Below are 26,496 nucleotides of genomic sequence, written 5' to 3' on the forward strand. Positions count from 1 at the left end.
ATATTAATATTTTATTGAGTTGTGTAGCAGTTCTGAATTATTCATTAAAATCTCTATTTAGCCTTCTCTCTGCGTCTCTGCGGTTAGTTTAAATCATTTTACTATTACTATAAACTCTTTAATAAATTGCTAATGGCTTCTGATTGCTGAGCTATGGTAGGTTTTTCAAATAGGGAAACTAAGTGTAACTCTACTTGGAAAACTTTTTGTATTTTGTACATAACTTGCAGAACAAGAGCGGAATGTCCTCCAAGGTCAAAGAAGTTATCTTGAGTACTAATATGTTCTAATCCTAAAACCTCTTTCCAAATAGCCAACACAACTTCTTCAATAGGATTGCCCGGTTCAGCAAAATCATTCTGATAATTTTTCTTAGCTAATGGTAATTTGATATTTTGAATTGGCAGACTTTTCCCTTCAGATAAAAAGGGAAGTTCACTAAGACGCCGGTCAGGATTGGTCACAATATATTCAAGTAAACTTTGAAATACCGTAACCATTCTGGTAATAGTAGCAGCTTCAAACAAATCGGTTTTGTAAACTAAAGCGCCTTCAATTCCTCCTGTTGTTTCTTGGAGTGTCAAATTCAAATCAAACTCGGCTGTGTCTTTGGTATCTGTTGCAATGAATTCCTCCTTTAAAGTCAAATTTGCTAGTTTTAAATCATCTTCTGGAGTATTTTGAAAGACAAACATCACCTGAGCTAGCAATGTATAACTAGAGTCTCTAACTGGTTGCAGTTCTTCTACTAGCTTAATGAAGGGCATTTCTTGATGTGCATACACTCCTAAAGCCACTTCCCGCACCCGTCGCAGTAGTTCTCGGAAGGTGGGATTGCCTTCTAAGTTGGTGCAAAATGGCAGTAAGTGGACGAAGAAACCAATCAGTCCTTCTGTTTCTTGGCGGGTACGATTGGCAACAGTGCTGCTGACAATGATGTCTGGTTGCCCTGTGTAGCAGAAAAGTAATGTTTTGAGTGCTGCTAACAAGGTCATAAATAGGGTTACGCCTTCCTGCTGACTCAATGCCTTGAGTGCTTTGGTCAAGTCTTGAGAAATTACCAAAGGTTGACGCGCACCTGTAAAGGTTCGCACTGGTGGACGTTGATGGTCGGTTGGTAGCTGCAATACTGGAGGTGTAACACCTAGATGTTGTTTCCAAAATTGCATCTGTGATTCCAAAACTTGCCCCTGCAATAATTGCCGTTGCCAATGTGCAAAGTCTGCATATTGGATAGGTAACTCAGTCAAGGGGGAGGGTTTACCTTGAGAAAAAGCTTCGTAAAGGGTTGCCAGTTCTTGGGTCAACACGCCAAAAGACCAACCGTCGGCGACAATATGGTGTGTAGTGACAACAAGCAAATGCTCAGTTTCACTCAACCGCCAAAGCTTACTCCTCAGTAATGGCCCCCGCGCCAAATCGAAAGGTTGCTTAATTTCTTTTTCTGCTTGTCGTTTTGCTTCAGTTTCCCCGATGTCTTGTGAGTCTACTACTGCAAAGTCAAATATAGGTTCGGGGGAAATGGCATAAACCACTTGTCCATTCTCAATCTTAAAAGTGGTTCGCAACGTTTCGTGCCGTTGCACAATTTCCCTTAAACTCTCGTCTAACGCTTTCACATCCAGCGAACCTGTGACGCGATAGACTAGCGGCAGGTTGTAAACAGGATTACCGGGATAGAATTGCTCGAAAAACCAAAACTCTAGCTGAGTTAAGGAGATTGGTAATACTCTCTCTTGCGATGTCTGCGACGGGCTACGCCAAGGCAAAGGTACAATTTCCGGCAGAAATTCTTGCTGGTTGGCTGTCTCGACTGTTCTAGCTAAAGTTGCGATCGCCGGAGATTCAAATAAACTTCGCAGAGGCAATTCTACCTTAAATGCTTTGCGTGTCAGAGAAATAACTTGAGTAGCAAGTAAAGAATGTCCTCCCAAATTAAAGAAGTTGTCGTAAATTCCAACTTGTTCTAACCCCAAAACATCCTTCCAGATACTTGCCAAAATTTCTTCGGTAGGAGTTCGGGGTGCAACAAAAGTTTGAGCTAATTCCGGTCGGCTGGTTGTTGGTTCTTTTAAAGCGCGACGGTTGACTTTACCATTGGAGGTCAAAGGAAACGACTCCATCTGCACAAAAGCTGACGGAATCATATAGTCTGGCAACTGATCTTGCAGAAAAGTACGCAACTGTTCGACGGCGAGAATCTGTCCTTGAATTGGTACAAAGTAAGCGACCAAATATTTTTCTCTGGCACTTTCTCCAAACACTTTAGCGACTGATTGGTTAATTTGGGGATGTTTGCTCAAAACCGCTTCAACTTCGCCAAGTTCAACCCGAAAACCCCGGACTTTGACTAAATCGTCTATCCGTCCTAAAAATTCGATGTTGCCATCTGGTAGGTATTTAGCTAAGTCGCCAGTTTTGTATAGTCTTCTTTGGGAGTGGGGAGTAGGGATTGGGGAGTAGGGGGAAAAACCTTCTGCCTTCGCAAACGGATTTGGGACAAATTTTTGGTTTGTCAAATCTGGGCGGTTGAGGTAGCCACGAGCCAAACCATCACCGCTAACGTAGAGTTCTCCAGGAACACCAATCGGCACGGGTTGGAGATTGTGGTCTAATAGATAAACTTGCACGTTAACGGCAGGCTGACCAATTGGTGGATAAATAGGCCACTCTTCTGGATTTTCGCTAAAGGTATAAGCTGTGACTAAATCTGCTTCCGTGGGGCCGTAAAAATTATAAAGTCTACAATTCTCCAGACGTTGAAATAGCTTAATCATTGGTTGAGTAATCTGGAGTTGTTCGCCACAGGCGATCGCTTCTCTAATGTTTTTAAATAGATGTTCTTCCTCTCCGTATATTTCTGCTAATTGTTGCCAGATGCTAACAGGAAGGAAAACTTTGGCAATTGGTTCTTGAGCAAGTAACTGAATTAATTTATCTAAATCCTTGCGATCGCCTTCGGGAATCATATACAGCGTGCCACCCAAACCCCACGCCGCAAACATTTCGTGATAGCTGACATCAAAACTGAGGGAAGCAAATTGGAGAACACCAACGCCTGTTGCCATTTTCGCCTCATGGTGTTCTATTAAATTGGTGAGCGATCTATGGGGGACAAGAGTACCTTTAGGAGTTCCTGTAGAGCCAGAAGTGTAGATTACAAAAGCTAAATTCTGTGTTTGTGCATCTGTCTGAGGATTGATATCAGATTCTCTGGCTATCTCACCCCATTCTTCATCTAACAAAATCACGTGGGGACTGGGGGCTGGGTACTGGGTACTGGCTAACGGATCAGAATCCCTCACCAAATTTTCCTGATCCCTAGTCCCTAATCCCCATTGCCCCTTATCCCCAGAGGGGGCCCCACCTTCCCCAATTCCTTTTAAACTAGCTTGGGTCAATACAACGGTTGCACAAGTATCCGTCAGCATAAATGCTAAACGTTCTGAAGGATAGGTAGGGTCAAGGGGAACACAAGCACCCCCAGCTTTGAGGGTTGCTAATATGGCAACTGCCGCTTCTAAAGAACGTTCCAGACAAATCCCCACAGGTACATCTGGCTTGATACCTAAATGTTGCAGATAGTGCGCTAGCTGATTGGCACGTTGGTTTAACTGTCGGTAGGTCAATTGTTGATTGTCATACACCACCGCCACAGAATCAGGTGTTTTTTCAACTTGCTGCTCAAATAATTGATGGATGCAATAATTGATGGGTTGGGCGGCTTGGGTAGCATTCCACTGTACCAGCAGTAAATCTTGTTCTGCTGGTGTGAGTAGCGTTAGTTCGCCTGCACTGCGATGAGAATTAGTAGCAATCCCCTGCAACAGTGTGAGCAAATGACCAATCATCCGGTCAATAGTATCTGCGTTAAAGCGATCGCGATCGTAGTTGATTTTGATTACTAGTTCATCATTGGGAATTGCCACCACCGTTAAAGGATAATTCGTTTCTCCGAGGGCTTGGCGATCGCCTATTCTCAAATTCCCTGGAAGTGCTTGCAGTGTAACGTTTACAGGATAATTTTCAAACACAACAATGCTTTCAAACAAAGGTTGATTCCGAGGAATCTCACTCGCACCTTGAATATCTACCAGTGAGGTGTATGAATACTGCTCCCGTTCTATATGCTCTTGTTGCAATTGCACCAGCCAAGGCAATAAATCAGTTGTTTCAGGGATTTTTACCCGTACAGGTAGGGTATTAATAAACAACCCCACTATCGACTCTACACCAGATAAGCTATGAGGACGACCAGACACTGTAGCCCCAAACACCACATCAGGCTCACCACTGTAGCGACTCAGTAACAACGCCCAAGCTGCCTGCACCAAGGTAGAAAGGGTAAGATGATGTTGTTGGGCAAAAGATTTTAATGTAGCAGTTGCTTCGGCTGATAGATGTTGGTGTCGAATATAACTGGTTTGCTGGTGAGCAATCTGCCCTACTGCTTGTTCCACAACCAAAGGGGTAGCAGCAGTAAAACCCTCAAGAGTTCGCCGCCAAAATTCCTCTGCACTAGACAAGTCTTGCTGCTGTAACCAATTAATGTAATCTCGGTAAGAGCGAGTTGGAGTTAAATATAACTGTTGATTGTTGGTGATAGACTCGTAAAAAGCAAAGATTTCTTTGAAGAGAATCGGCCAGCTCCAACCATCAAGTAATATATGATGAAAGCTCCAAACAAAATGATAAGCCTCGTCTGCTAACTGAAATAAAATAAAGCGCATTAAGGGAGCTTTGTCAAGTTCAAAACTTTGCTCTTTATCTGTGTTTAAAAAAGAAATAATTTGTGTTTGTTGTTCTTCAGGTGAAAGCAAACGCAAATCTCTGTTAATCCAAGGTAAATTAACTTGTTTACGAACTATTTGGACTGCTTGTTTGCGGTTCTTCCAAACAAAAAGAGTCCGTAAAGCCGAGTGTCTCTGCACCACCTGTTGCCAAGCTTGTTCAAACACACTCTTGTTTAAATCGCCATGAAGAGTAAAGCGAAACTGCTCAAAGTATATTCTTGATTCTGGCTGATATAGAGTATGAAATAGCATCCCCTGCTGCATTGGCGAAAGGGGATAGATGGCTTCGATATCTTTTGTTTTATTTTTATTTTGTATAGTTAGCATTGCTGTTTTTTATAAAATATATATTTTTAATTAACCGCAGAGGCGCAGAGAGCGCAGAGAGAAATGCAATTAAATTACTTAAAAAGCCCCTGTAGACAATCCACCATCTACTGGAATATTCACACCAGTGATATAACTAGCGCATTCTGAACTGAGAAAAGCAACTAAATTAGCAACCTCACCAGAAAGACCGCGACGACCTATAGGAATGGTATTATCTATTCCTTCTATGATTACATCAATATTTCGGTCTTCCTTTTGGGCAAATACTTCTAGATATTCTCTATGCCTTGGTGTATCAATAATCCCAGGATTGACACAATTAACTAACACATTCCACTTTGCAACTTGCGTAGCTACAGATTTAGTAAAGTTGATTAATGCTGCATTCGCTACTCCTGATTTGATTAAACGAGGAGAGGGTTCTTTCCCTGATGTGCCAATAATGTTGACAATTCGTCCCCAATGCTGATTTTTCATGTTAGGTAAAACCAGATTGGTCATGCGGATATAGCCCATTAATTTCCCTTCAAATACAGTTATCCAATCTTCATCAGATAGATTTTCTACCGCAATGCTAGAAAAATTAGCTCCATCGGAATTATTTATCAAGATATCAATTTTACCAAATTGATTGAGAGCTGATTGCACTAATTTTTCACAGTCGTTTGCTATGTGAACATCAGCCGATAAACTGAGAATTTTTGCTGGAAAATGCACTAGACTTTGATAAGCTTTTTCTAATCGGTCTGCATTTCTCCCACAAATAATTAAATGACAACCTTCTGCTGCCAGTTTTTCGGATATGGCATAACCAATACCAGCACTTGCTCCTGTTACTAAAGCTACTTTCCCTGTTAGCCCTAAATCCATGTTAATAATCCTCTAGGTCGTAGTTAGCATTTCACTTAAAGAAGCTTCTTTGTAAGATAAATAAGAACGAGGCGGAATTAAAATTTCAATTAAAGATACTGCTTCATCAGAGGAATTATATCCTCCATAAGGGACATCAGGTGGAGCGTAATAAATCCTACCATATTCTAGTTGCTGCTGTTCATTTTCCACAGACATCATCAACTTACCATTGAGGATTATTCCCATTTGTTCGCTAGCCGATTGGTGCATTGGGATTATTCCTCTTGGCGGAATTTCAGTAATTGCAATCTCAAACCAAGAAGCAACTATAGATTTGCATGAGAAGCCAGTAATTTCATCTTTTTTAGGCGCTACATTGAGAAATACCTCGTCAGTTTTTTCTAAAGAATTTATAATTCGTTTTACATCGAATACTAGTGCTGTTTCTGGAAAAATATTTACAGAACCGTGAGGAACATAAGCATTGGCAATGTAGGCTTGTTGCAGCGGCTCAATAATTTTTTTAATTCCGTTAACGTTCATTTCTAAACGTCCAGAAATTATCATACCCATCTGGCTTTCTAGATGTTCGTGTAGTGCAAAATTAGCTCCTGGAGCCAGATACACTAATTGAACAAGTGTGTCTTGGCATTCAAATGCTATTAACTCTACATCTAAACTAATATTTGTCTTTTTGGGAGTTGGAAAAAATTTAGACATGACTTTCTGCTAATCTTTTATAGAAAATTGACCAGCTCATAGGGATTTTTCCATAAGTGGAAATAAACTCTAAACCATAAGCGTCAACAGCGTTTTCATTAGTAATAGCTAGAGTAGCTAAACCCTGTTGTACTTGAATTGCCGCATCGCTAGTAGAAGGAGACAAATCAACCTGAATTTCTGATTGGTCTAGGGAGTCTGGTAATAGTCTTGATAACAAAGGTAAGGGCGCAGGATGAGTAACAAGTCTAGCTCCCTTGAAAACTACCTCTGTATTTTTCTTTTTAGCTAATCCATAAACTGGAGTAGGATAGATAAAAATGAAGCCCAAATCAAAACTTGGCTCCATATAAAACTCATTAATCAAATGGTAAGCATGAGGAACTAGAGCTAAATCCACCTTGTCTTGTAACAAAGCTTCTTTGACATCTGCAAAGCTATTAAATAACTGAATTTTTCCAGTCAATTCTTCTGACTCTAATTGCTTGACTATATAGCTGGAAGCATAGTCACTACTAGTACCGCTGGGCCCCAATGTGCCTATAATCAAAGTTTTGGCCGGAGGAATAGGAGGTCGAAATTCAATCGAAAACTTCAGCATAGTTTTAACCAAGGCTATATAGTAAAAAAAAGAAAGTTAAAATTACTAATTTTTAAACATCTTCTGCGCCAAATATTAATTTTCGATTTATATATTGAGACTTACTCTGACTCAAAAATAATGCAGTTAGTACCATAGCCGTGCCAATAAAACCGCGTACTCCAAACTTCTCGCCAAGTAACCAAAAAGAGAAGATGGACGTGAGTACCGGATCGAGGGTACACAATAGCGCAGCTTCAGTTGCTGAAATCCATTGCTGACCTATTGTTTCTAACCAGATGGTTGAAGCAGTCCCTACCAGACCGAGGTAGAGGATAATACCACAGTTATTGCTTAGAGTCTCAAATTGCCCGACGTTCAGATCCGGCACTGCCCAGATGGTACTTAATACTGCTACAATCCACAGTTGGATGGCAGTCAGGGATAGGGTTGAGTGGCGTTGTGCCGTTTCTTGAAGTACCAGCATATAAACCCCATAAATGAAGGTATCGCCAAATAACAACAAGTCACCTATGCCTAGAGAGCCATTTTCCCAGCACATAATGCCGATACCTGTGAGGGCAACTCCAGCGGCAAGTACAGTTTTAACTAGCAACGGCTGACCGAATAACGCCCCTAACATGGGTACAATGATTACATTTAGGCTGAAAATGAATCCTCCCCGGTTGGCATTGGCAGTTTCTAGCCCGATCGCTTGGAAGGCGAAGCAGGCGAAAAGTAGGAGTCCTAAAACTGTGCCGTCGCGTAATATCTGAGTATTTATAGAGCGTAAATATGGAGTAAATATCGCTGCTGCAAGGGTGAAACGGCTGGCGGTAAGTACAGCTGGCGAAAAGCTAGTGACTGCATCTTTGGTCAGTGGGAAGGTTGTCGCCCATATTAAACTGACGATCGCGATCGCAATTATGCCCTGAATGTGGAGGGCGTTTGGCGTCGGTTGATTGCAGTCATCTAGCTTCATCTTAAAAGTACCTAAACAGAATCAATTACACACATTGCTTTCCTATTCCCTTTACCTAGACACGTTGCAATGCCCCAGAACTTCTGAGTTCTGCTAAAGTGGCATTGCCAGTACAAAATAAAGCTGTTTCGAGTTCAGCAATCAGAACTTCGACTAACTCATCAACGGCGGCTTCCGATTTGACGGCTGCTTCTAAAAAAGGCCGGGCTAAACCTGCTATATCGGCTCCTAAAGCGATCGCTTTTGCTACATCCAATCCGGTGAGTAGCCCGCCAGAAGCAATCAAGGGAATTGTTGGTGCGAACGCCCGGATGGAGTTGAGACACTCTGCGGTTGGTAAACCCCAATCAGCAAAAGTTTGTCCCAAACGGCGCTGCTTGTTGTCTTTTGCGCGTTGGCTTTCTACTTTTGCCCATGAAGTTCCACCTGCGCCAGCGACATCAATGGCTGTCACTCCCGCATCAATTAACTTTTGTGCCATCGCCGCAGAAATTCCATTTCCCACTTCTTTGACAACAACTGGAACGGGTAGTTGCTGACAAAGTTGGGCAATTTTACCCAACAGCCCCCGAAAATTTGTATCTCCTCGTGATTGCACACATTCTTGCAGGGGGTTAAGATGCAAAATCAGTGCATCCGCTTCCAAGGAATCTACAAGCCGCAAGCAATCATCAAGCCCACATCCATAATTTAGTTGCACAGCTCCCAAGTTCGCTAACAACAAAATGTCAGGAGCAAAAGAACGGACGGCAAAGGTAGGAGCTAAATGAGGCTGTTCAATGATAATTCGTTGCGAACCAACTCCCATTGCTAATCGGTAGCGTTGAGCAACAGTTGCTAAACGAGTATTGACTAGCTGCGCCAATTCAGTTCCCCCTGTCATGGAAGAAATTAGTAGGGGAGCGCCGAGATTTTTGCCCAGGAAGGTTGTTTGCAGATTGATGTCGCTACAGTTAATTTCAGGAAGACAATCATGGGTAAAGCGATAGCGCTCGAATCCACTAGTTACGTGCTGAAATTGGACATCCTCCTCTAAACAGACACGTAGATGGTCAGCTTTGCGAGTCTCAATTTCCGTTACAGCATTGGCTGATGGGACAGTGGTAGTCATAATGGTTTTCGTTGACGACGGGTTATTGGTAGCTTGGTGTAAATAGCCTCCTGAAACTTAGCAACATCAAATTCGGCAATACTGAATACTCCGATTTTCTCGAACAGCCGCGATGAAACGCTGTCTTGACAGATGTAGTTAACGCGAATGTCTTCATGTAAAGATTCCAAAAGCAGTTGGATGTTCGCTAGACGCGCCTCTTCAATGGTTTTACTGTTGGTGTCATCAGGATTAAGGGTATGTCCATAACTGCGAACATGAAAACGGCACTCTCTTGGCCCGGCGGGAACTAACGAAAAAGTTTGGACGTGTTCAGGAAATACGCTTAAAGAAAAAGGCATGGGGATTTCTTCTTGCGCTGACATCGAGCAGAAGGCTGAGTAACACAGCGTTTCGGGCAGAGAATCATTTTCAGCAGCAAAATCTTGTAATTCTTGCTCACGCTCCCAAGAATGTCGAGCGATCGCTTTGGCGCAATTATAGTATTGTCGCTCGATTGGGGTTAAGCTGGGTGAAGCCGGGTCGCGCATGGGAATAATCATGCCGTTGATGCCTTCACAATCACTCGACACTCCAAACCGCCGGGTTAAACCTTTGTGCATCATGGGAAAGTGGTAATCTTCTAAGAAGTTTTCCCACAGGAGTTTGTAATCCACCTCCACACTAATGTCATACTGACCGGCTCCACCGATGGGTTGCATATCTTCAAGTTTGTAAGGTTCTAATAAGCCAGGTAGATACCAACTTTCGGCTAATCTTGAACCTTCCGAAGTAAAGCGAATGAAAATAAATCCATAAAAAATGTCAATATCGATGGGTTCTAAACCGTAGTTTGGTAAACCAAATTTTGGATAACTCCCCCGTTGTGTGACATCCTGAAGTTTGCCGGCGAACAATTCACCGCTTGTAGTGCGGATGACATAGGCTCGTTCACCGACAATATCCAGCCAAGTGAAGTTACCCGGTTGCGGAACTTCGTTGATATGGCAAACAAATTGCCAAGTTGGTTTAATTAAATGCTCAATTTCGAGAGCAAACAATGCTGCATCACCATAAATCCATATTGGCAATGCTTGTCTTCTTTCAGATGATTCGGAATATTCTATGCCATCAGTATCAATTTTAGGATACTTAATGGACTTTTCAATTAACTGGCTTTGCTCGTCACTGCTATAAACTCGTTGCAGCACTTCATCCAGTTCTGAGGTTGACCCATCACTATCGACGGTCAAGATAGCGTGTTTGAGTTCCCCAATTAATGACCCTAGAGTTAATTGGCGATTATCGTTGGTTCTTCCTTGAGTAATATCTGCAATTAGCTGTTTAATTTCTGCTTCTAAATAACCAATTCTCAACCACAGGCGGATTTGTTCTGGAAGTGTGGCGCTTTCCCCATCTGCATAGCCTGGACTCACAGAATTGAGCAGATTAGTAATTTCTACACCGATATTTTGCTGGTTCTCAGGTTGGGATTCTTGCTTGAGGTGATTATTTTCTGAAAGCTTGGCAAAAACCTTTTGATTCTCATCAATCTTGACCTCAAACTCCTGCAAACTGTAATTTTTCAGGTCAAAATCAGCGCCAAATTCTCCTCTATTTGCCCCTGGTGCATTCTTGCAATGACCATCTATACCAAATGCCCATCCATGATAAGGACAAAGAGCCGGTTTATCTACGCCTACACAACCGTGACCTTCAAATACTGGTGCTTGGCGATGAGTGCAGACGTTGAGGAAAACGCGAATCGTCCCGTCTGCTTGGCGCACAGCCACCAACGGTTCCTGAAAAATTTGCACAGTCACAAAATCTCCAGGCTGGGGAATTTCTGCTGCACGACAAATAAAATACCAATTTTTCTTTAGTTCTGATGGTTCAACAAAAATGGAACGAATAATTTTAGCGGCAAAATAATTATAAACAGTTTTGATATTGACTTGTGTATTATGACGTTTATTATATTCAACAACTGCATTTACGAGATATTTATAGACTGTTTCAACATCAGGCTCACCCTTTGCTGACAATAAAATACTGACAAAATTATTCCATGCTACTTCATCATTTTTAGCAAGGTTAGTACCCACAACAGCAAGGGAGTATTGCTGTCGTCCAACTTCAACAAAAAGTTTACACAGTTCCTTTTCTTTTACTAAAGTCATTTCATTTTTTCCTACTTTCCATCAGATTCGCGAGCAATTGTTCTGGAATTGTGGCATCGATAGATAATTGGTGTATCCTAATTTTTCTAACTTAGTTAAAATTTTATTTGCACTTTGGGCAATACTTTCTTCATTAGTTTTGCATTCAACATCAGGTTCAAGAGGTATTTCATATAAATCATCAATTCCAGTGAAATTTTTGATTTCACCAGCTCTAGCTTTTTTATACAACCCTTTGACATCTCGCTGTTCGCAAACTTCTAATGGTGCATTAACGTATACTTCAATAAAATCTCCAATCCGTTCTTTAGTTTCTTCACGAATTGCTCGATATGGCGAGATTACCGAAACCAGCACAATCACATTATTTCTAGTTAGCAGGTGAGCTACAAAACCGATTCGCCGAATATTTTCGTCTCGATCTTCTTTGCTAAAAGTTAACCCCTTACTTAAGTTTTGGCGAACTACGTCGCCGTCTAGTACTTCAATTTTATATCCTTGCGATCGCAACTGGGTCTCCAAAAATTGGCAGATGGTAGTTTTGCCAGCACCACTCAAACCAGTTAACCATATTGTTACGCCACGCTGTTTCTCCACCATCTTACCCTTTTACTAAACTGCTGGTCTAAAAAAGTGTATTTTAAGAGTTTTAAGCTTCCATTTTTTCCCAAATTATACATCAATTTGCTAATAACCAATAGCTTTAATTTATTCACAATTAGCAATTGGCTATTAGCCATTGACAATACTTAATATTAATCTTCTAGAATTGGTTCCGGGATAGATGGTACTGGATGATCTAGGCGATAAGCATTCCAAGATTTGATGAAACATTCTCGTTTCATTCCTGAAAAACGCCCTATTTGTTTATGAAATAAACTCTCATAAAAATTCAACTCTTTCTTTAAGTAGTAAGGAGCTTTTTCTCTATAAACTTTCACAAACATTCTGTAAGTATTATAATGCTTAGCTGCTACATCCTCTGAGTAAAACATCAAATCGTCTTCAATATCATTGACAACTTCTAAAGCCCACATGAGTTTCAATTCTTCATTTAACTCTTCTTCTCCGTAATTTAAACCTAACATTTTTAGCAAAGTACAATGTAATACTCTATAGTCAGAAGAGCGTAGTTCAGCAGCCTTTTTAATCATTTCATGAGTAACATGAGAAGTTGCTAATAGCTGGGTTTCTAATTCAAAATATTCTCCTAATTTTTGCATATAGAATTCGACTTTACAATGTTTAAGATTATACTCTTCTAAAACAGCCAAAATCATTTCTTGTTTGGATTGCCAAGGAGAATGTTGAAGCGTTCCATAGCCTTCACTTTGAATTTTCTCAACTTCATCATCAGTTTGATAAACCAGAGCTTCAATAAAACCTAAAATGGGATAAAACCGAAAGAAGTCATTCATTGAGAGGTTATAAATTGGAAAATAATAAAGTACAAATTCTCTCAATACTCTGCTAGACCTACGCATACTCTGATAAGAAATACAAGAGATTTTGGAAGCAAATTTATTAACCAAAATCCCTGGATTACGCGTGGTTGTGAATGTCGCTTTCGAGATTGTCATAAACAATAAATAAGGTTGGTGTGGAAAACTTAAAACAATGGACAAAGTGAGGGCAAGTCTTCTCTTATCAGAGACGAATTGTTAACGACTTCATTCAATTTCTGCTAGCAGTTCATCCAACGCTTCTTGGCTTAAACCAACTTCAGGGAAATCTGAAGGAGTATAGCCTCCTGCTTCTGGAGATATACAGTGGTCGATAATAGCTTCTAAGACTTTCAGATAGTTTTTAGCCAAGTTTTCTACAGTAGCTTGGTGATGGAAAGCTGCGCTATATTTCCACTCCAGTTGCAATCTGCCTTCAATGACTAATCCATTCACATTTAACAAATGGCGGCGCTGTCCTTTGGGACTGTGAATAGAACCGCTAGACTCTTGGGCATATTTCCAACCAAGGGGCGTTAGGTGCGTTTGGTCGAATTGACCCAAGTAATTAAAGCTCACCTGAGCTTGAGGGAGTAACTCAAGTTGCTTGCTTATGGTTGCATCCATGCTCAGATACCGCAGGATGCCATAGCCAATGCCTCGGTTGGGGATGCGTCGCAGTTGCTCCTTGACCGACTTGAGAGCCTCTCCAGGATGGTGAAGACCTCCAAGTTTTAAGCAAACGGGGAATATACTAGTAAACCAGCCTACTGTGCGGGACAAGTCTACATCCTCAAACAAGTCCTCTCGTCCGTGACCTTCTAATTCAATCAGTAGGGAGTCATAGCCTGTCCATCCAGCAAAACTTTGTACTAATGCGGTCAAGAGTACATCGTTAATTTGAGTGTTGTAGGCTCCAGGGACATCCTGCAACAGAACGCGAGTCTGTTCTGCACTTAGGGATATAGAGACAATCTGACTTGAATCAACAGTGTTTTCTGAGGCAACAGCAACAAAATCCAACGGTAAAGGAGCAACTGCCAACGACCTTTGCAGCCAGTAATCTAGTTCTGAGTGCAGTTCTTGAGCGCCTGCATAATCCTGCAATCTGATTGCCCAATCCTTGAAGGAAGTTGTTTTTGCAGGAAGTTGGATGTTGTTCCCACTATCTAATTGTTTATATGCCGCAGATAAATCTTCCAGCAATATCCGCCAGGAAATCCCATCCACAGCTAAGTGATGGATGACGATGAGCAAGCGTCTAGGGGAAGATTTGCCTAAGTTAAACAGAACGACCCGCAGTAGCGGCCCATCTGCTAAATTTAGCGATCGCTGTATTTCATCTGCCTTTAACTCAATTGCCTTTGATTGTTCTGCTTGAGTCAGGTTGGACAAATCAGCGATTGCTAATGAGACTGCATCGCACACATCACTGTTGTACTGTTGCCATTGCGCTGCTTGCTGCACAAACCGCAGCCGTAAAGCGTCATGATGGTACACCAGCTTTTGTAATGCCTGTTCTAGTAATTCCAGTTGGATATTTGGCGGAACTTCTAGCAGGAAAGATTGGTTAAAGTGATGGGGTTCGGGTAAATTCCGCTCAAAGAACCAATGCTGAATTGGTGTTAGGGGAACAATGCCCTTAACTAAACCCTGTTCTGCCTCCTTAAAGGTAGTTGTCACTGCTACAGCAGCTAACTCAGCAATGGTTTGGTGCTGAAATAGCTGTTTTGGAGTCAGTTTTAACCCAGCTTGATTAGCTTTGGCGATGATTTGGATTCCAATAATGGAATCCCCACCCAATTCAAAAAAGTTGTCGTGAATACAAACTTGTTTTAATCGTAAAACATCTTGCCAAATTTTTACCAAGATTTTTTCAACATGGGTACGTGGAGAGACAAAGCCAGTCGAGTCATTAAATTCGAATTCTGGTACTGGTAAGGCACGACGGTCTACCTTGCCATTGGGCGTAATCGGCAATACCTCCAAAACTGTGAAAGATGCAGGAACCATGTAGTCGGGGAGCTTTTCTTTGACGAACGATCGCAACTCGCTACTGGTAGGCTGTTTTCCTTCGGGGATCACATAGGCTGCCAAATTTTTAATACCAGGCTGATCTTCCCTAGCAATGACAACTGCATCCCGTACTTGGGGGTGTCGAGTTAAAATCACCTCAATTTCTGCAAGCTCAATTCGGAAACCACGGATTTTAACTTGGTTGTCAATGCGGCCAATAAACTCAATATTTCCGTCAGGTAAGTACCGAGCTAAGTCTCCTGTTCTATACAACTTTTTGCTAGAAGTTAATTGTGCTTCAGCAATGGGATTTGAGATAAACTTTTCCTCGGTTAAATCTTGACGGTTGAGATAACCTCTGGCTAAACCATCACCTCCAATACATAGTTCACCAGGAACGCCAATCGGTACAGGTTGGAGATGACGATCCAGAATATAGATTTGTGTATTAGCAATTGGTTGTCCAATTGGCAAATTTGTTGCACCCTCTGGTACTTCCTGCACCAAGTACCAGGAAGAGAAAGTAGTATTTTCTGTTGGGCCGTAAACGTGAAGCAGTCGCTTTGGAGGCTGATTTTGCAGTACTGTCCGCACCCAGTTTGGTTCAACCGCTTCTCCGCCAAATAAAACGGTTTGTAGAGTTTTAAAGATCCCTGGTACTTGACTTACCAACTGGTTGAATAAAGCTGTTGTGACGAACAAAAAGTCAATCTGCTGATCTTGCAGTTGTATAGCAAGTTGTGGCGGCGAAAGCAGAACTTCTTTAGTAATACCTACTAGACTAGCTCCATTAAGCAAAGCTCCCCAAATTTCAAAGGTAGCAGCATCAAAAGCTGCATTCGAGGCTTGAGCAACTCGGTGATTAGCTGTTAACTTCACGTAGTTAGTGTTACAAACTAACCGATTAACAGCTTGATGAGTAACGCCTATGCCTTTTGGCTTTCCTGTAGAACCAGAGGTATAAATTACATAAGCTAGGTTATGATTCGATGTCTCACTTGTGGGATTTTCCTGGCTATATTTGCTAATTACCTCTTCCCAGTCAGTATCTAAAAATATAACGTGAGCGTTGGTTTTTGGGATCTGCGCTTTTAACTGTTCTTGAGTCAGCAGTATTGCAACCTGAGAATCATTCAGCATATAAGCCAAACGTTCTTGAGGATATGCCGGATCGAGTGGTAAGTATGCTCCGCCAGCTTTGAGAATAGCTAGCAGCCCAAGTACCATTTCGAGCGATCGCTCGACGCAAATCCCCACTAATACTTCTGTTTTAACTCCCAAGCTTTGTAGATAATGCGCTAATTGATTGGCGCGATCGTTCAATTCTCGATATGTCAGAGACTCATCCTCATACACCACAGCCACAGCATCTGGTGTTTGTTCTACCTGTTCCTCAAACACTTGATGGATACATTTAGTATCGGGATATGGTACGTGGGTATCATTCCATTCCACTAGCAATTGATGACGTTCACGCTCAGTTAGCAATGGCAATGTACCTACTGATGCTTGAGGATTCGCCACAATTCCCGCTAATAGTGTCTGGAAATGACCAGTCATGCGAGCAATTCTGTCTTCATCAAACAAATCGGTGTTATATTGCCAAAACCCTTGCAGTGAGTTTCCTTCGGCTGTGTTTGTTTCCCACATTTGTAATGTGAGGTCAAACTTGGCGTTGACGTTATCTAGATTTAGAGGAGCGATCGCAAGTTCAGGTGTTTCTAATTGCTCCATTAGGGTATTCTGCAATGCAAACATCACCTGAAACAGGGGACTGTGGCTAAGACTACGCTCTATTTGCAAAGCTTCGATAATCTGTTCAAAGGGTACGTCTTGGTTGGCGTAGGCATCCATGCAAGTAGAACGTACTTGCGTTAGTAGCTTGGAAAAACTCGGATTATCTTCTAGTCGAGTTCGCATCACCAAGGTATTGGCAAAAAAGCCAATTAACCCTTCTATATCTTGATGGTTGCGGCTAGCGATCGGTGTTCCTAGCAGAATATCTTCTTGACCGCTGTAACGGAACAGTAGAGTCGCATAAGCCGCCATCAAGGTCATAAATAAGGTAGTTCCTGACTTTTGGCTGAGTTCTTTCAGCGATGCCGTCAGTTTGGCATCTAGCTGGAAGGAAAAACACCAACCTCGGAAAGTTTGCACGGAGGGACGAGGCCTATCTGTAGGTAGTTCTAACAGAGGTGGTGCGTCTGCTAATTGTTGCTTCCAATAATTGATTTGGGTTTGTAGGGGCGCAAAGCCTTGCGCCCCTCCTTGTAACCATTGACGTTGCCAAATCGTAAAATCTGCATATTGAATCGGTAGTTGTGGGAGGGGAGAAGGTTCGCCAACTAAGAAAGTTTGATACAAACTCGACAATTCTTTGATGAGTACTCCCATTGACCAACCATCACCAATGATGTGGTGCATGGTCAATAACAAAGCAAATGACTCTAACTTGAGCTGTACTAAGGTGACTCGCAGCAACAGTCCTTTGGTGAGGTCAAAGGGTTGTAATTGATCTTGGGTTGCTAAAAGTTGCAATTGTTCTGACTGTTCTTGTCCTGACAATTGTTGCAAGTTTACAACCGAGAGTTTCATCGTTGCCTGGGGAGCAATTACTTGTACAGGTGTTCCCTCTACGGCACTAAAAGTGGTGCGTAGAATTTCGTGGCGGCGGATAATCTCGTTGAGACTGCGTTCTAAAACTTCTACATTCACACGTCCATTGAGACGAACAGCCTTAAACATATTGTAGAAAGGGCTGTCCGGCTCTAATTGCGCTAAAACCCATAGCCGCTGTTGGGCGAAAGAAAGCGGGAATGTTTGAGATTCTGTTTGATTTCCCCGACTAACTTTCGCAATAGCACGGTTATTTCTTTGATATCCCAAAGACTCTGCTAAGCGCCAAGTTGCATCGCCTAAAAAGTCGCTGGTGTAATACTGCTTCCAACTATCTGCGGTGCTAGGATTAATGCCCTGATGTTCGTGAAATTTCACATCCCCCACCATTCTAGACTGGGCATAGATTCCATCGGTCATGCGCTGCTTTTTCTCTTTGTAGGGTTGCAGCATATCAGGATGGAACTCAAGTCCTAAAAATTGACATAAGCCCTCAACACTTGTCTGTGGCTGACTAACGATGTCTTCAAATTTGACTTGATACTGGCGTTCTTGGGGAACTTGTTGCAAAAATTCGAGAATATTTTGATGGCTAATTAGCCAAACGAGTTCAGCGAGTTCTCGCCTATTGAAGGGATGTTGATATGGAAATGTTTGCTCTACTCTAGCTTCTTCATAAGAGCGCATCGTTGCATAAGGATGACGCACAAGGTGTATGTAGAGTGGGTTGTGGAAGTTTATTTCCGCACGTTTGAGAGTTTCTAAATCTATGGAGTAGGAGGGGGTCTTGTCTACCAAGATTTTATCGCCCAGCCATTGCTGTATAAGTTGGTAGAACTGCTTGGTAGTGAGATTTTTCGCTGACAATTCTTCCATAAGTGCGATCGCCTCTTCTGGACTACACCCCCGGATTTGCATAATTGTACGAATCGTCCCTTCCATCCAAAAGCTGTAACGTCCAGAAAACGCTGCTTTCCGTTCCCCAAGAGTATTAAACGTCAGCAGTTCTAATTCTGGAGGCGCGAACAATTGGGGATTTCCTCCTAGAATGACGCGGAGTAAAGTAGAACCGCTGCGATGAGGCGAAAGGATAAAGATAGCTGGCGGGTTTTTGATTGCATCGTCATCTATTGGTGGAGTAAGAGGAGGAATCAACGAGCGCATTTGCAAAACTTTAGCTTCATCGATGCGCTCTTGTGGTAATTCACTAATTACAGTTATTTCCTTACCCAGGAGTTTTGCTGCTGTCTGCGGGTAGTGTTTTTCTATGTAAGCTGCTAGATTTGCAACTGTCTTAGTATCAAATAGGACAACAAAATGAATAATCTCGTTTAATTGCGCTTGGAGTTTATTAATCATAATAGCTCCCCGAATCGAGTCGCCACCTAGTTCAAAGAAGTTATCATCAATACCTACTCTGTCTAGTTTGAGGGCTTCTGCGAATAAATGTGCGATCGCCTTCTCTATAGGAGTGCGAGGAGCAACAAATTCTATATCTAACTGAGGACGTTGACGCTGTTGTCGTGATGCAATCTCTTTGAGAATTAGTTCGGGACTGTAGAGATTCCGAGCAATGCGCTCAAAGAAGTTTGCGGAGGAGGCTATTTTTACCGAGCTATCAGATTTTGGTTCTTGATCGGGATTTATATCTACAGTATATCTGTCGGATATAAGTACTTTGTTGGCTTCGGACGAGTCTGCTTTTACAGCTTCTTTAACTACGATATCTGTATCGGATATAAGTATTTTCTTGGATTTAGATGAGGCTGTTTTTCCTAGGCTCCCATTAGCTTCTTTAACTACGCTATCTATACCGGATACAAGTATTTTCTTGGCTTCGGACGAGTCTGCTTTTACAGCTTCTTTAACTACGCTATCTATACCGGATACAAGTATTTTCTTGGCTTCGGACGAGTCTGCTTTTACAGCTTCTTTAACTACGCTATCTATATCGGATATAAGTAAGAAATTGCTTTCAGATGCGGTTTGAGATGGAAACTCGAATAACCAACCACCATCTTTCTCCTGCTGAAATTGTCTACCAACACTAGTCAGAAAATCCCAAGCTGGTTGATTCTTCTTCGTAGGTGTATAAAAAAGCTCGACTCGTTCCAATCCTCTTTCTTGAGCAAGAGTTCCTAAATAGGCAAGCATCTTATGCTCCACACCCCGACCAAGTACCCGACAACTAAGCAAAAATGTGTCTACAACTAGTGCATTCTCTTGAGCTTCAAACAACAGCAGACCGACTAAACCATAATCTCCAAAGCGGTCTTTTACCTTGACCACCCGACATTCTAACCTTCCTAAATTACAAAGTTGTTGAATTTCAGCCTCAGACCGTCGGATTGTTGTGAGGTTAAACTGATTGGTGCGTTGGGTAAGTTGAGCAATCCGCGAAAGTTGTTCGCTTTGCATTGGGGAAATCTCAATTTCTAAGTTCAGTTGAGCTAGAAAATCAGTAAACGAGAGAGAATCCTGTTGCAAACACTGGCGCTGGACATTCTGTTGATAGAGATTAGTTCTTTGTTGGTCTTCTTGGGTGGTTTGGAGTTGGTCGAAAGCCCAAATATGCTTTAAAAATTGCAGAATAAGATGGCACTCTTGAGGAAGTTGTAAAGTAAGAACTTCTGGACAGTTTGCCTTAACTTCAGCACACTCAACCGGATTGTCATCAATGAAGATGAAGCTATCTAAACTCAGTTGCAGTTCCTCAGCTAAAAACTTCAGATTCTCCGATTTCGATTGCCAGTTAATGCGCCAATTGGCAAGATGATGGCGTTTAAGCACCATATCTTGATGTTGGTCAAAGACTGCAAATACATCCTCTTCTTGATTCTTACTACACAAACAAATCAACTTCCCTGCTGCTTGCTGTCCAATGATAAATTCCTGTAGCGCTCGAAATGAGGAATCGATTTTTACTCCAGCAACTCCATCCTCTCCACAAACACCACTCCATAGGGTGTAGTCACAGTCAAGGGCAATTACTTTGTAGGGAGAGCTTTTCAAAGCAAAGATTTTCCGCGCCAGCATTGTCCCCAAAGCACAGAAAAAGGTCGGTGTGTAGGGAATATGTCCTAGTTCGTCACCATAGGGGTCGTAGTACTCTTTTACAGGGTAAGTACTAGTTAATTCTTGACTTTTTATCAAGTATGTACCGCTGACATTATTGAGATCAGCTGCTAACAGTTCTTGCATTCTCTCATATAAGCTGTTAGTAGCTGCATTATTAGTTGGAGATGGAGGACAGATACAAACTAAGTAGGGATTTGGCGATCGCGTCGTTGCAGTTTTCAAAGCACTGCCAAAATCCTTAACGGCTTGCTCTATTTGGGCTATATCTTTTCCAAACTGCTGTGATACTGGGTTGTGGTTCTGATTGAGGCGAGTAGCATAAATATTAAAGAGTCCTGAACCGTGCAGCAGAGACTCTTCATCTACAACAAATTTAAAGCCTTTGCCTTCAAGCAAGCGCATGACCTGTTTAATCGTACTGCCTTCTTGGTCATGTACCTCCATGACTATCTGTTTAATCAGTGACCAGTGATTGTCTTGAATACCTTGGAGAATTGCTAACTCACTTTTTTCAGCGTCTAGTTTCAGCAAATCAATCTTTTCAATCTTGTATTCTTCGATAATTTCTGAAAGAGTTCGCAGTTGAGCCTGATAAGTTTCTCGCTCTAGTCTATCCTTGATAAATTGATCAGCTAGGCGTTCTAACGACTCTTCATCCAGAAAATTATCGCGTTGCAGCATATTAATAATGACTGAGCGAATAGCTTTTTCATCTTGCTCTGTATCAGCTGCAAAACTTGAGAAAACTGAGGAACGAGGGTAGAAAGTGAAGGTTTCTTCTCTGGACTCGCCACCTAATCCGCAGTTAAAAAGATGGGTATTTTGACAGTATAGCTTTGCATTAGCCTGTAACTTATCAAAGGCATGGGGCGCAGGCTCAAATGCGTAAATAGTTCCTTTGGGAGATTTTTGCTGGGCAAATAAGGTAAATAGACCAATATTTGCTCCGACATCGATTATACAGTCGTCTTCATTGAAGACAATTCCATGTTTTAAATAGACGCGATCAACAAAAATTTCTTGATATAGATACTCAGTTTCGTACTGATTAAGGTGAGCTATTTCTATCTTATTTGGTAAGGTATGGCGTAAGCGATCGCCAAAAATTTGTTCTTTTAGATAATCGTCAACTGTTAATTGCAGACGATTCTTAGTTTCTTCCCAATCCTCAAACCTAACCAAAACTACATTGACTCCATTTTGATTGTTAGCCAGAAGGCTGACTGGATTGAGAAGTTCTTGAAATACCTGATTGTAGGGAGCAAACTCTATTGAATAAAAAATTCCTATTTCTTGAAACCAATACGACAGAGAATCCTCAATTGGTTCACTTGTAAACGTAGCTGTAATAACAATTTTCTGCTTGGAGATGTGTTTTAATAATTTTTGTGTATTCATGAAACTGATTTTCAGTAATTATTTCTAGATAAAAGAAAACTATGCGCTAGTAAAAGCATCTCAATCAGTCTTAAAATAAGGAATCAAAAGAATCTGATATATGTTTTTAGCCGCATGATAAAACATCAATTTAACGGTTTCAAATCGATGAATTATAATGTCAAGCGGCAGGTATCATCGAACAGCATTCCTTTTTTCTATGCGAAAAACTTTTCAATCACTGTACTATTCTTTGATAACAGTAGGCTAATATAGCAATCCTAAATCAGTTGTGAAAATCAATCATACATAGATATTTTGGGGAAATTGAAGATTTGATGGTGAATAACGAGTTTAATTAAATGCTTGACAATAGCGAATGATTTACATAAATGATAAAACTCTCTAACAAACTTTTTCGCATACAACCAAATATCCTCGACAGAGTTTTGTGTTGGGTCATTAGGAGCAAAACGAATACAAGTTACTTTCCATTCGTTCTCGTTTAGTTCTTGGCTTACAGAATTTAAATAATCTTGAAACTCAATTGATCTATAATAACTAGCTCCATCCCCAATCAAAGCAATGCGGCTTTTAGTATATTGAGCAAGCAGGTATTCTACGAATGCGATGGCGTTCGCGTAAGCGTCCGCTCTGCGGAAACGCCCGCCTTTGGCATCGCCGATTTAGAATCACCTTTTTTGAATGGTTTAATCAGAAATTCCTGCGTGTAATAATTCAGTGCGCCAAAGTATGTCTGTTTTTGCTTTTCGTTAACAACTGGAATCTCATTGTACAGCCAGCGCCCGTTTCAATTCTTTTTTATTTGGTTTTCCTTGGATAAAATCTCTTAATTCTTCCATTGCTCAGTTATGTATCTTATCTATAACTAATTAGACCTAGCTTATAGTTATGTGTAATTTTTCACAACTGATTTAGGACTGCTATATCAGGTAACAGTAGAGTTAATAAAAACTCTCCGCTCTTTCCCAGTACCTATTGAGAAGTTACAATTTATTCCTCAACGATTTCAACTACTTTTGGAATCTCAACCTTTTGGGCAACAGTACTATTTTCTGGTCTCAGTGAATTTTTCAGTTTGAGTTTTAGCTCTTATGTAATTGGTAAATATTTAATTTCATTGAGGAGAAACGTCACAGATTCAGCTTTACTTCGTTCCTCATAGATAGCCTTGAGAATGGCTTCTATTCCATATCCAGCTACGGCATCTCCTGCAACAGTTATTAGACCAAGCAGGGCTATACCTCCGACGATACCAAACGGACCTCCTAATGGTGTAAGGGTAGCTGCAACGGCGGCGGAACTACCTCCTGATGTAACCGCTAGAATCACGAGAATTACGCCAGGAAGTCGCAGTCCAGCAAGCTTTTTAACGATTTCGTTCATTTTAATCACCCTCAAAGTTTTATTTTGCTAGTTAAAGATTATAAATTGCAAGAAGAGACTATTTAGCCTAATGAAAAATAGAAATTTTTTATTTTATTGTTTTTCACAATTATTTTAATAAACAGATAATCTCAGATTTATCAATAAAATGCAATAGCATTTTAAGTCACTTAAATGGACAGTTAAGACAGTTAAGACAGTTAAGACAGTTAAGAGACAATTTATAAAAGTAAATCTTTAGAGGACTAGACTACGTAGCATAATACGAGTCACAACGGCATATATGGCAGCTTCACTCATTTCTGGAAGATGTTCATAATCCTTACTAAGACGACGGTACTGGTTCAAGCAACCAAATGTTCTTTCTACTACCTAACTTGGGCGAAACCTGAAATTCTTGATCGGTACGCCGTATAACTTCAACATGAGCTTGGATCATTAACTAAACTGAAAGCGTAAATTTATCACCGTCATAACCAGAATCAACCAACATAATTTTGACTTTTTCCAGTAATTCTGGATGCTCTTATAAAAGTTCCATCAAAGCATAGGCAGCAAGTACTCGTTCTGAACCATTTGCTTCACTGAGAACCACTTTCAACAACAATCCCAGACTATCAACTAAAGTCTGCAAAATCGTTGGAATTAGTTTCAGTCTTGCGCCAGCTTTTTGCATTAACTTGAGCAATAAACACTATACCATTCTGCTTTTTGTATTAACTTGAACTAAGCAACTAAACTCTAGTGTACTTAAGTTGAATGCAAAAAGAAATTTCAGTTAATACATTAACTAAAGTTCAGGTACTGATTATGGCAATTGCAGCTGGTGTCTCAGTTGCTAACATCTATTATAATCAGCCAATCCTCAAAGATATTGCATCTTCTTTTCAAGTCAGTGAAGGCGAAGTAGGTAGTATATCTGTACTCTCACAAGTTGGTTACGGCCTTGGGCTTTTCTTTTTAATCCCTTTGGGAGATCAAATCAACAAGAAAAAATTAATTCTTTGCCTACTTATATGTCTGTTTTGGTTGTTGATAGGTATAACGTTCTCACAAAATATCGTCGAAGTTTGGATATTAAGCGTAGCAATTGGGATTGCGACAGTCTCAGCTCAGGTTATTCTTCCTTTAGCAGCAAGTATAGATAGAGTAACTACAGGTAAAACTGTAGGCAACATTTTTACTGGTATATTAATTGGAATTTTAGGAGCAAGGGTTTTTAGCGGATATATTGCTGAATGGTTGAGTTGGCGTTATGTATACGGTTTTTCCGCAATCATGGTTTTAATTGTTACTCTTTTGCTCAAGATATACTTACCAAATGTCAACAATAATTTTAATGGTTATTATTTTGACTTGTTGAAATCAACACTTCAACAATTAAAACGTTTTTCATTACTCAGAGAAGCCTCTTTAATTGGAGGGTTATTGTTTGGTGTCTTTTGCTCGTTTTGGACAACACTAACTTTTCATTTGAGTGCAGCGCCTTTTAATTTTCAATCTGACACAATTGGAATGTATGGCTTTGTAGCGATCGCAGGTGCATTGATGGCGCCAGTTTTTGGAAAATTAGCTGATCAAGGTAACTCCCGGCGTTCCTTAACTATTGCTGTATCACTCGTGATTATCAGTTTAGTAATCGCGAAAGTTGCTTCTGGTTCAGCGTTAGCAATCGCTGTTGCTGTACTGTTACTAGATATAGGTGTACAGGCAACGCAGGTCACCAATGTTGCAAGAATATACACTCTTGATGCTCAATCTAATAGTCGCATCAACACAGTTTACATGACTACTTATTTTATCGGTGGTGCTGTTGGTACTAGCATTGGTCTATTATGCTGGCATCTGGGTGGCTGGAATTTAGTGACTTGGCAAATGTTAGTTTTCACTTTGCTTGCATTTTTTATTATTCTCAGACCTCAAATCCAGCAACAGGGCAACGGACGGTAGCCAAACCGAAAAATGCTCTTTTATAGGCGATTCTGGTTCTCTGTTTCAAGCTATCTTGCTATGAACTAAAGCATCAAAGCTTTGTATATAAGCCAGAGGAAAAGCGATCACTTCCTGACTTGCTTTGTCCCGTAGCAGTTCTAAGCCTTTTCGACCGATACTTACAAAAGACAATCCTGCCGCAACTACTGGTGCTGATGGTAAACTCGCTAGCACACCCAGAGCGATCGCAAATTCCAAAGCAGCTTTAGTAACTTCGGCTCCCGACTCCACTGTTTCTTCACGCTTTACTACTTTCTCTTCAGTTTGTTTTGACTAGATGCGATTTGAGGAGAAAGCTGCATCCGTTGGCTTGTGAAATTTAACTCATCAGATACTCATATATTTGCTAAATAGTCTACTACCATTAGTGAGATTGTCTTAGTCTATTTTTGAGCTTAATATTTATTTTAACAAAGTGTATTTATATACATTTAATTTCTTGGATATATCGGCAAGAGCTTTAGTAATTTTTAGTTGAGCGAATTTGTGTGTTCCTGGTTTGCCTAGTTTGAACTATACTACTGCGATCGCTGGTGGTTACTTACAGTTTGCTTCTCAAGGCAGTAATACTGTTGTTTTAATTGACCTAGACGGCACGGCGGGTTCTGGTCGAGCCGTGAAGTTAGTTACTGTAGACAATGTGTCTACCTCTGCATTAAACAAATCAGTTAACTTTGCCTTTTAATCTCACGCTCCCCTGGTACGCTTGCATCAATGCAGGCGAAAAAATAATCTTACGTCAGTGAAAAAACTGCTCTGGTAAAAATAACAGAGCAGTTTTAAGTAGTGGAGATTAATAACGGGACTTTTAGGTTGTTGTCCCTGGTTTTACATATAGCGGGTTTTGTATGTAATACTATTCACTGTTAGCTTTATGCTTTACGCAAAAAAAACGAAAAATCTTAAAACTGCCGTCACACAAGAGTTAAGCGTCAGCATCAACGCCACCCCCGATGTAACCCAGTCAGATGCGTGTAAACCAATGGTTTACATTCGCCACTCTACGGCATACCATCATCAGCTCTTCAAATCCACACAGAG

At 41.0% G+C, this 26,496-nt stretch carries 14 protein-coding genes and 1 pseudogene; 2 read left to right on the forward strand and 13 right to left on the reverse strand.

Going from position 1 to position 26,496, the window contains the following annotated elements; translation table 11 throughout:
- Positions 1–107 precede the first annotated feature (107 nt).
- The 12 genes and pseudogenes from WKK05_RS04275 to WKK05_RS04330 form a co-directional block, all read right to left on the reverse strand.
- Positions 108–5,120, reverse strand: coding sequence for an amino acid adenylation domain-containing protein (locus tag WKK05_RS04275; RefSeq protein WP_341528546.1), 5,013 nt, complete (start codon positions 5,118–5,120; stop codon positions 108–110).
- 78 nt (positions 5,121–5,198) lie between these two features.
- The gene (locus WKK05_RS04280) at positions 5,199–5,993 is read right to left on the reverse strand and encodes an SDR family oxidoreductase (RefSeq protein WP_341528547.1); all 795 of its coding nucleotides are present in this window, start codon (positions 5,991–5,993) and stop codon (positions 5,199–5,201) included.
- Between the two features lie 12 nt (positions 5,994–6,005).
- Positions 6,006–6,695 (reverse strand): cupin domain-containing protein, encoded by a 690-nt coding sequence (locus WKK05_RS04285; RefSeq protein ID WP_341528548.1) that lies wholly within the window; start codon positions 6,693–6,695, stop codon positions 6,006–6,008.
- The gene (locus WKK05_RS04290) at positions 6,688–7,296 is read right to left on the reverse strand and encodes a LysR family transcriptional regulator (RefSeq protein WP_341528549.1); all 609 of its coding nucleotides are present in this window, start codon (positions 7,294–7,296) and stop codon (positions 6,688–6,690) included. The genes WKK05_RS04285 and WKK05_RS04290 overlap by 8 nt, the downstream gene beginning before the upstream one ends.
- A gap of 52 nt (positions 7,297–7,348) precedes the next feature.
- Entirely contained in the window at positions 7,349–8,257 is a 909-nt protein-coding gene (locus tag WKK05_RS04295; protein ID WP_341528550.1) for a DMT family transporter, read from the reverse strand.
- Between the two features lie 55 nt (positions 8,258–8,312).
- Complete coding sequence (gene fni / locus WKK05_RS04300; RefSeq protein ID WP_341528551.1) at positions 8,313–9,368, reverse strand: type 2 isopentenyl-diphosphate Delta-isomerase; 1,056 nt, start codon at positions 9,366–9,368, stop codon at positions 8,313–8,315.
- Positions 9,365–11,527, reverse strand: coding sequence for a Rieske 2Fe-2S domain-containing protein (locus WKK05_RS04305; protein ID WP_341528552.1), 2,163 nt, complete (start codon positions 11,525–11,527; stop codon positions 9,365–9,367). The genes fni and WKK05_RS04305 overlap by 4 nt, the downstream gene beginning before the upstream one ends.
- A 21-nt stretch (positions 11,528–11,548) precedes the next feature.
- Complete coding sequence (cysC, locus tag WKK05_RS04310; protein ID WP_341528553.1) at positions 11,549–12,127, reverse strand: adenylyl-sulfate kinase; 579 nt, start codon at positions 12,125–12,127, stop codon at positions 11,549–11,551.
- A 155-nt stretch (positions 12,128–12,282) separates the two neighbouring features.
- On the reverse strand, positions 12,283–13,107 hold the full coding sequence (locus WKK05_RS04315) for a hypothetical protein (RefSeq protein WP_341528554.1): 825 nt from the start codon (positions 13,105–13,107) through the stop codon (positions 12,283–12,285).
- A gap of 90 nt (positions 13,108–13,197) precedes the next feature.
- Positions 13,198–22,077, reverse strand: coding sequence for an amino acid adenylation domain-containing protein (locus WKK05_RS04320; RefSeq protein WP_341528555.1), 8,880 nt, complete (start codon positions 22,075–22,077; stop codon positions 13,198–13,200).
- Positions 22,078–23,169: 1,092 nt separating this feature from the next.
- Positions 23,170–23,463, reverse strand: coding sequence for a hypothetical protein (locus WKK05_RS04325; protein WP_341528556.1), 294 nt, complete (start codon positions 23,461–23,463; stop codon positions 23,170–23,172).
- 237 nt (positions 23,464–23,700) lie between these two features.
- Positions 23,701–24,094, reverse strand: a pseudogene (locus WKK05_RS04330) (transposase); the annotation flags it as partial.
- Positions 24,095–24,273: 179 nt separating this feature from the next.
- On the opposite strand from WKK05_RS04330, the gene WKK05_RS04335 reads away from it, so the two are divergent.
- Positions 24,274–25,413, forward strand: coding sequence for an MFS transporter (locus tag WKK05_RS04335; protein ID WP_341528557.1), 1,140 nt, complete (start codon positions 24,274–24,276; stop codon positions 25,411–25,413).
- A gap of 45 nt (positions 25,414–25,458) precedes the next feature.
- Here the strand turns inward: WKK05_RS04335 and WKK05_RS04340 are convergent, their stop codons facing one another.
- Entirely contained in the window at positions 25,459–25,686 is a 228-nt protein-coding gene (locus tag WKK05_RS04340) for a hypothetical protein (protein WP_341528558.1), read from the reverse strand.
- A gap of 277 nt (positions 25,687–25,963) precedes the next feature.
- On the opposite strand from WKK05_RS04340, the gene WKK05_RS04345 reads away from it, so the two are divergent.
- Positions 25,964–26,140: a hypothetical protein gene (locus tag WKK05_RS04345; RefSeq protein WP_341528559.1), complete on the forward strand. Its 177-nt coding sequence runs from the start codon at positions 25,964–25,966 to the stop codon at positions 26,138–26,140.
- Positions 26,141–26,496 lie beyond the last annotated feature (356 nt).

The sequence above is a fragment of the Nostoc sp. UHCC 0302 genome, assembly GCF_038096175.1.
In the GTDB taxonomy this organism is placed as follows: domain Bacteria; phylum Cyanobacteriota; class Cyanobacteriia; order Cyanobacteriales; family Nostocaceae; genus UHCC-0302.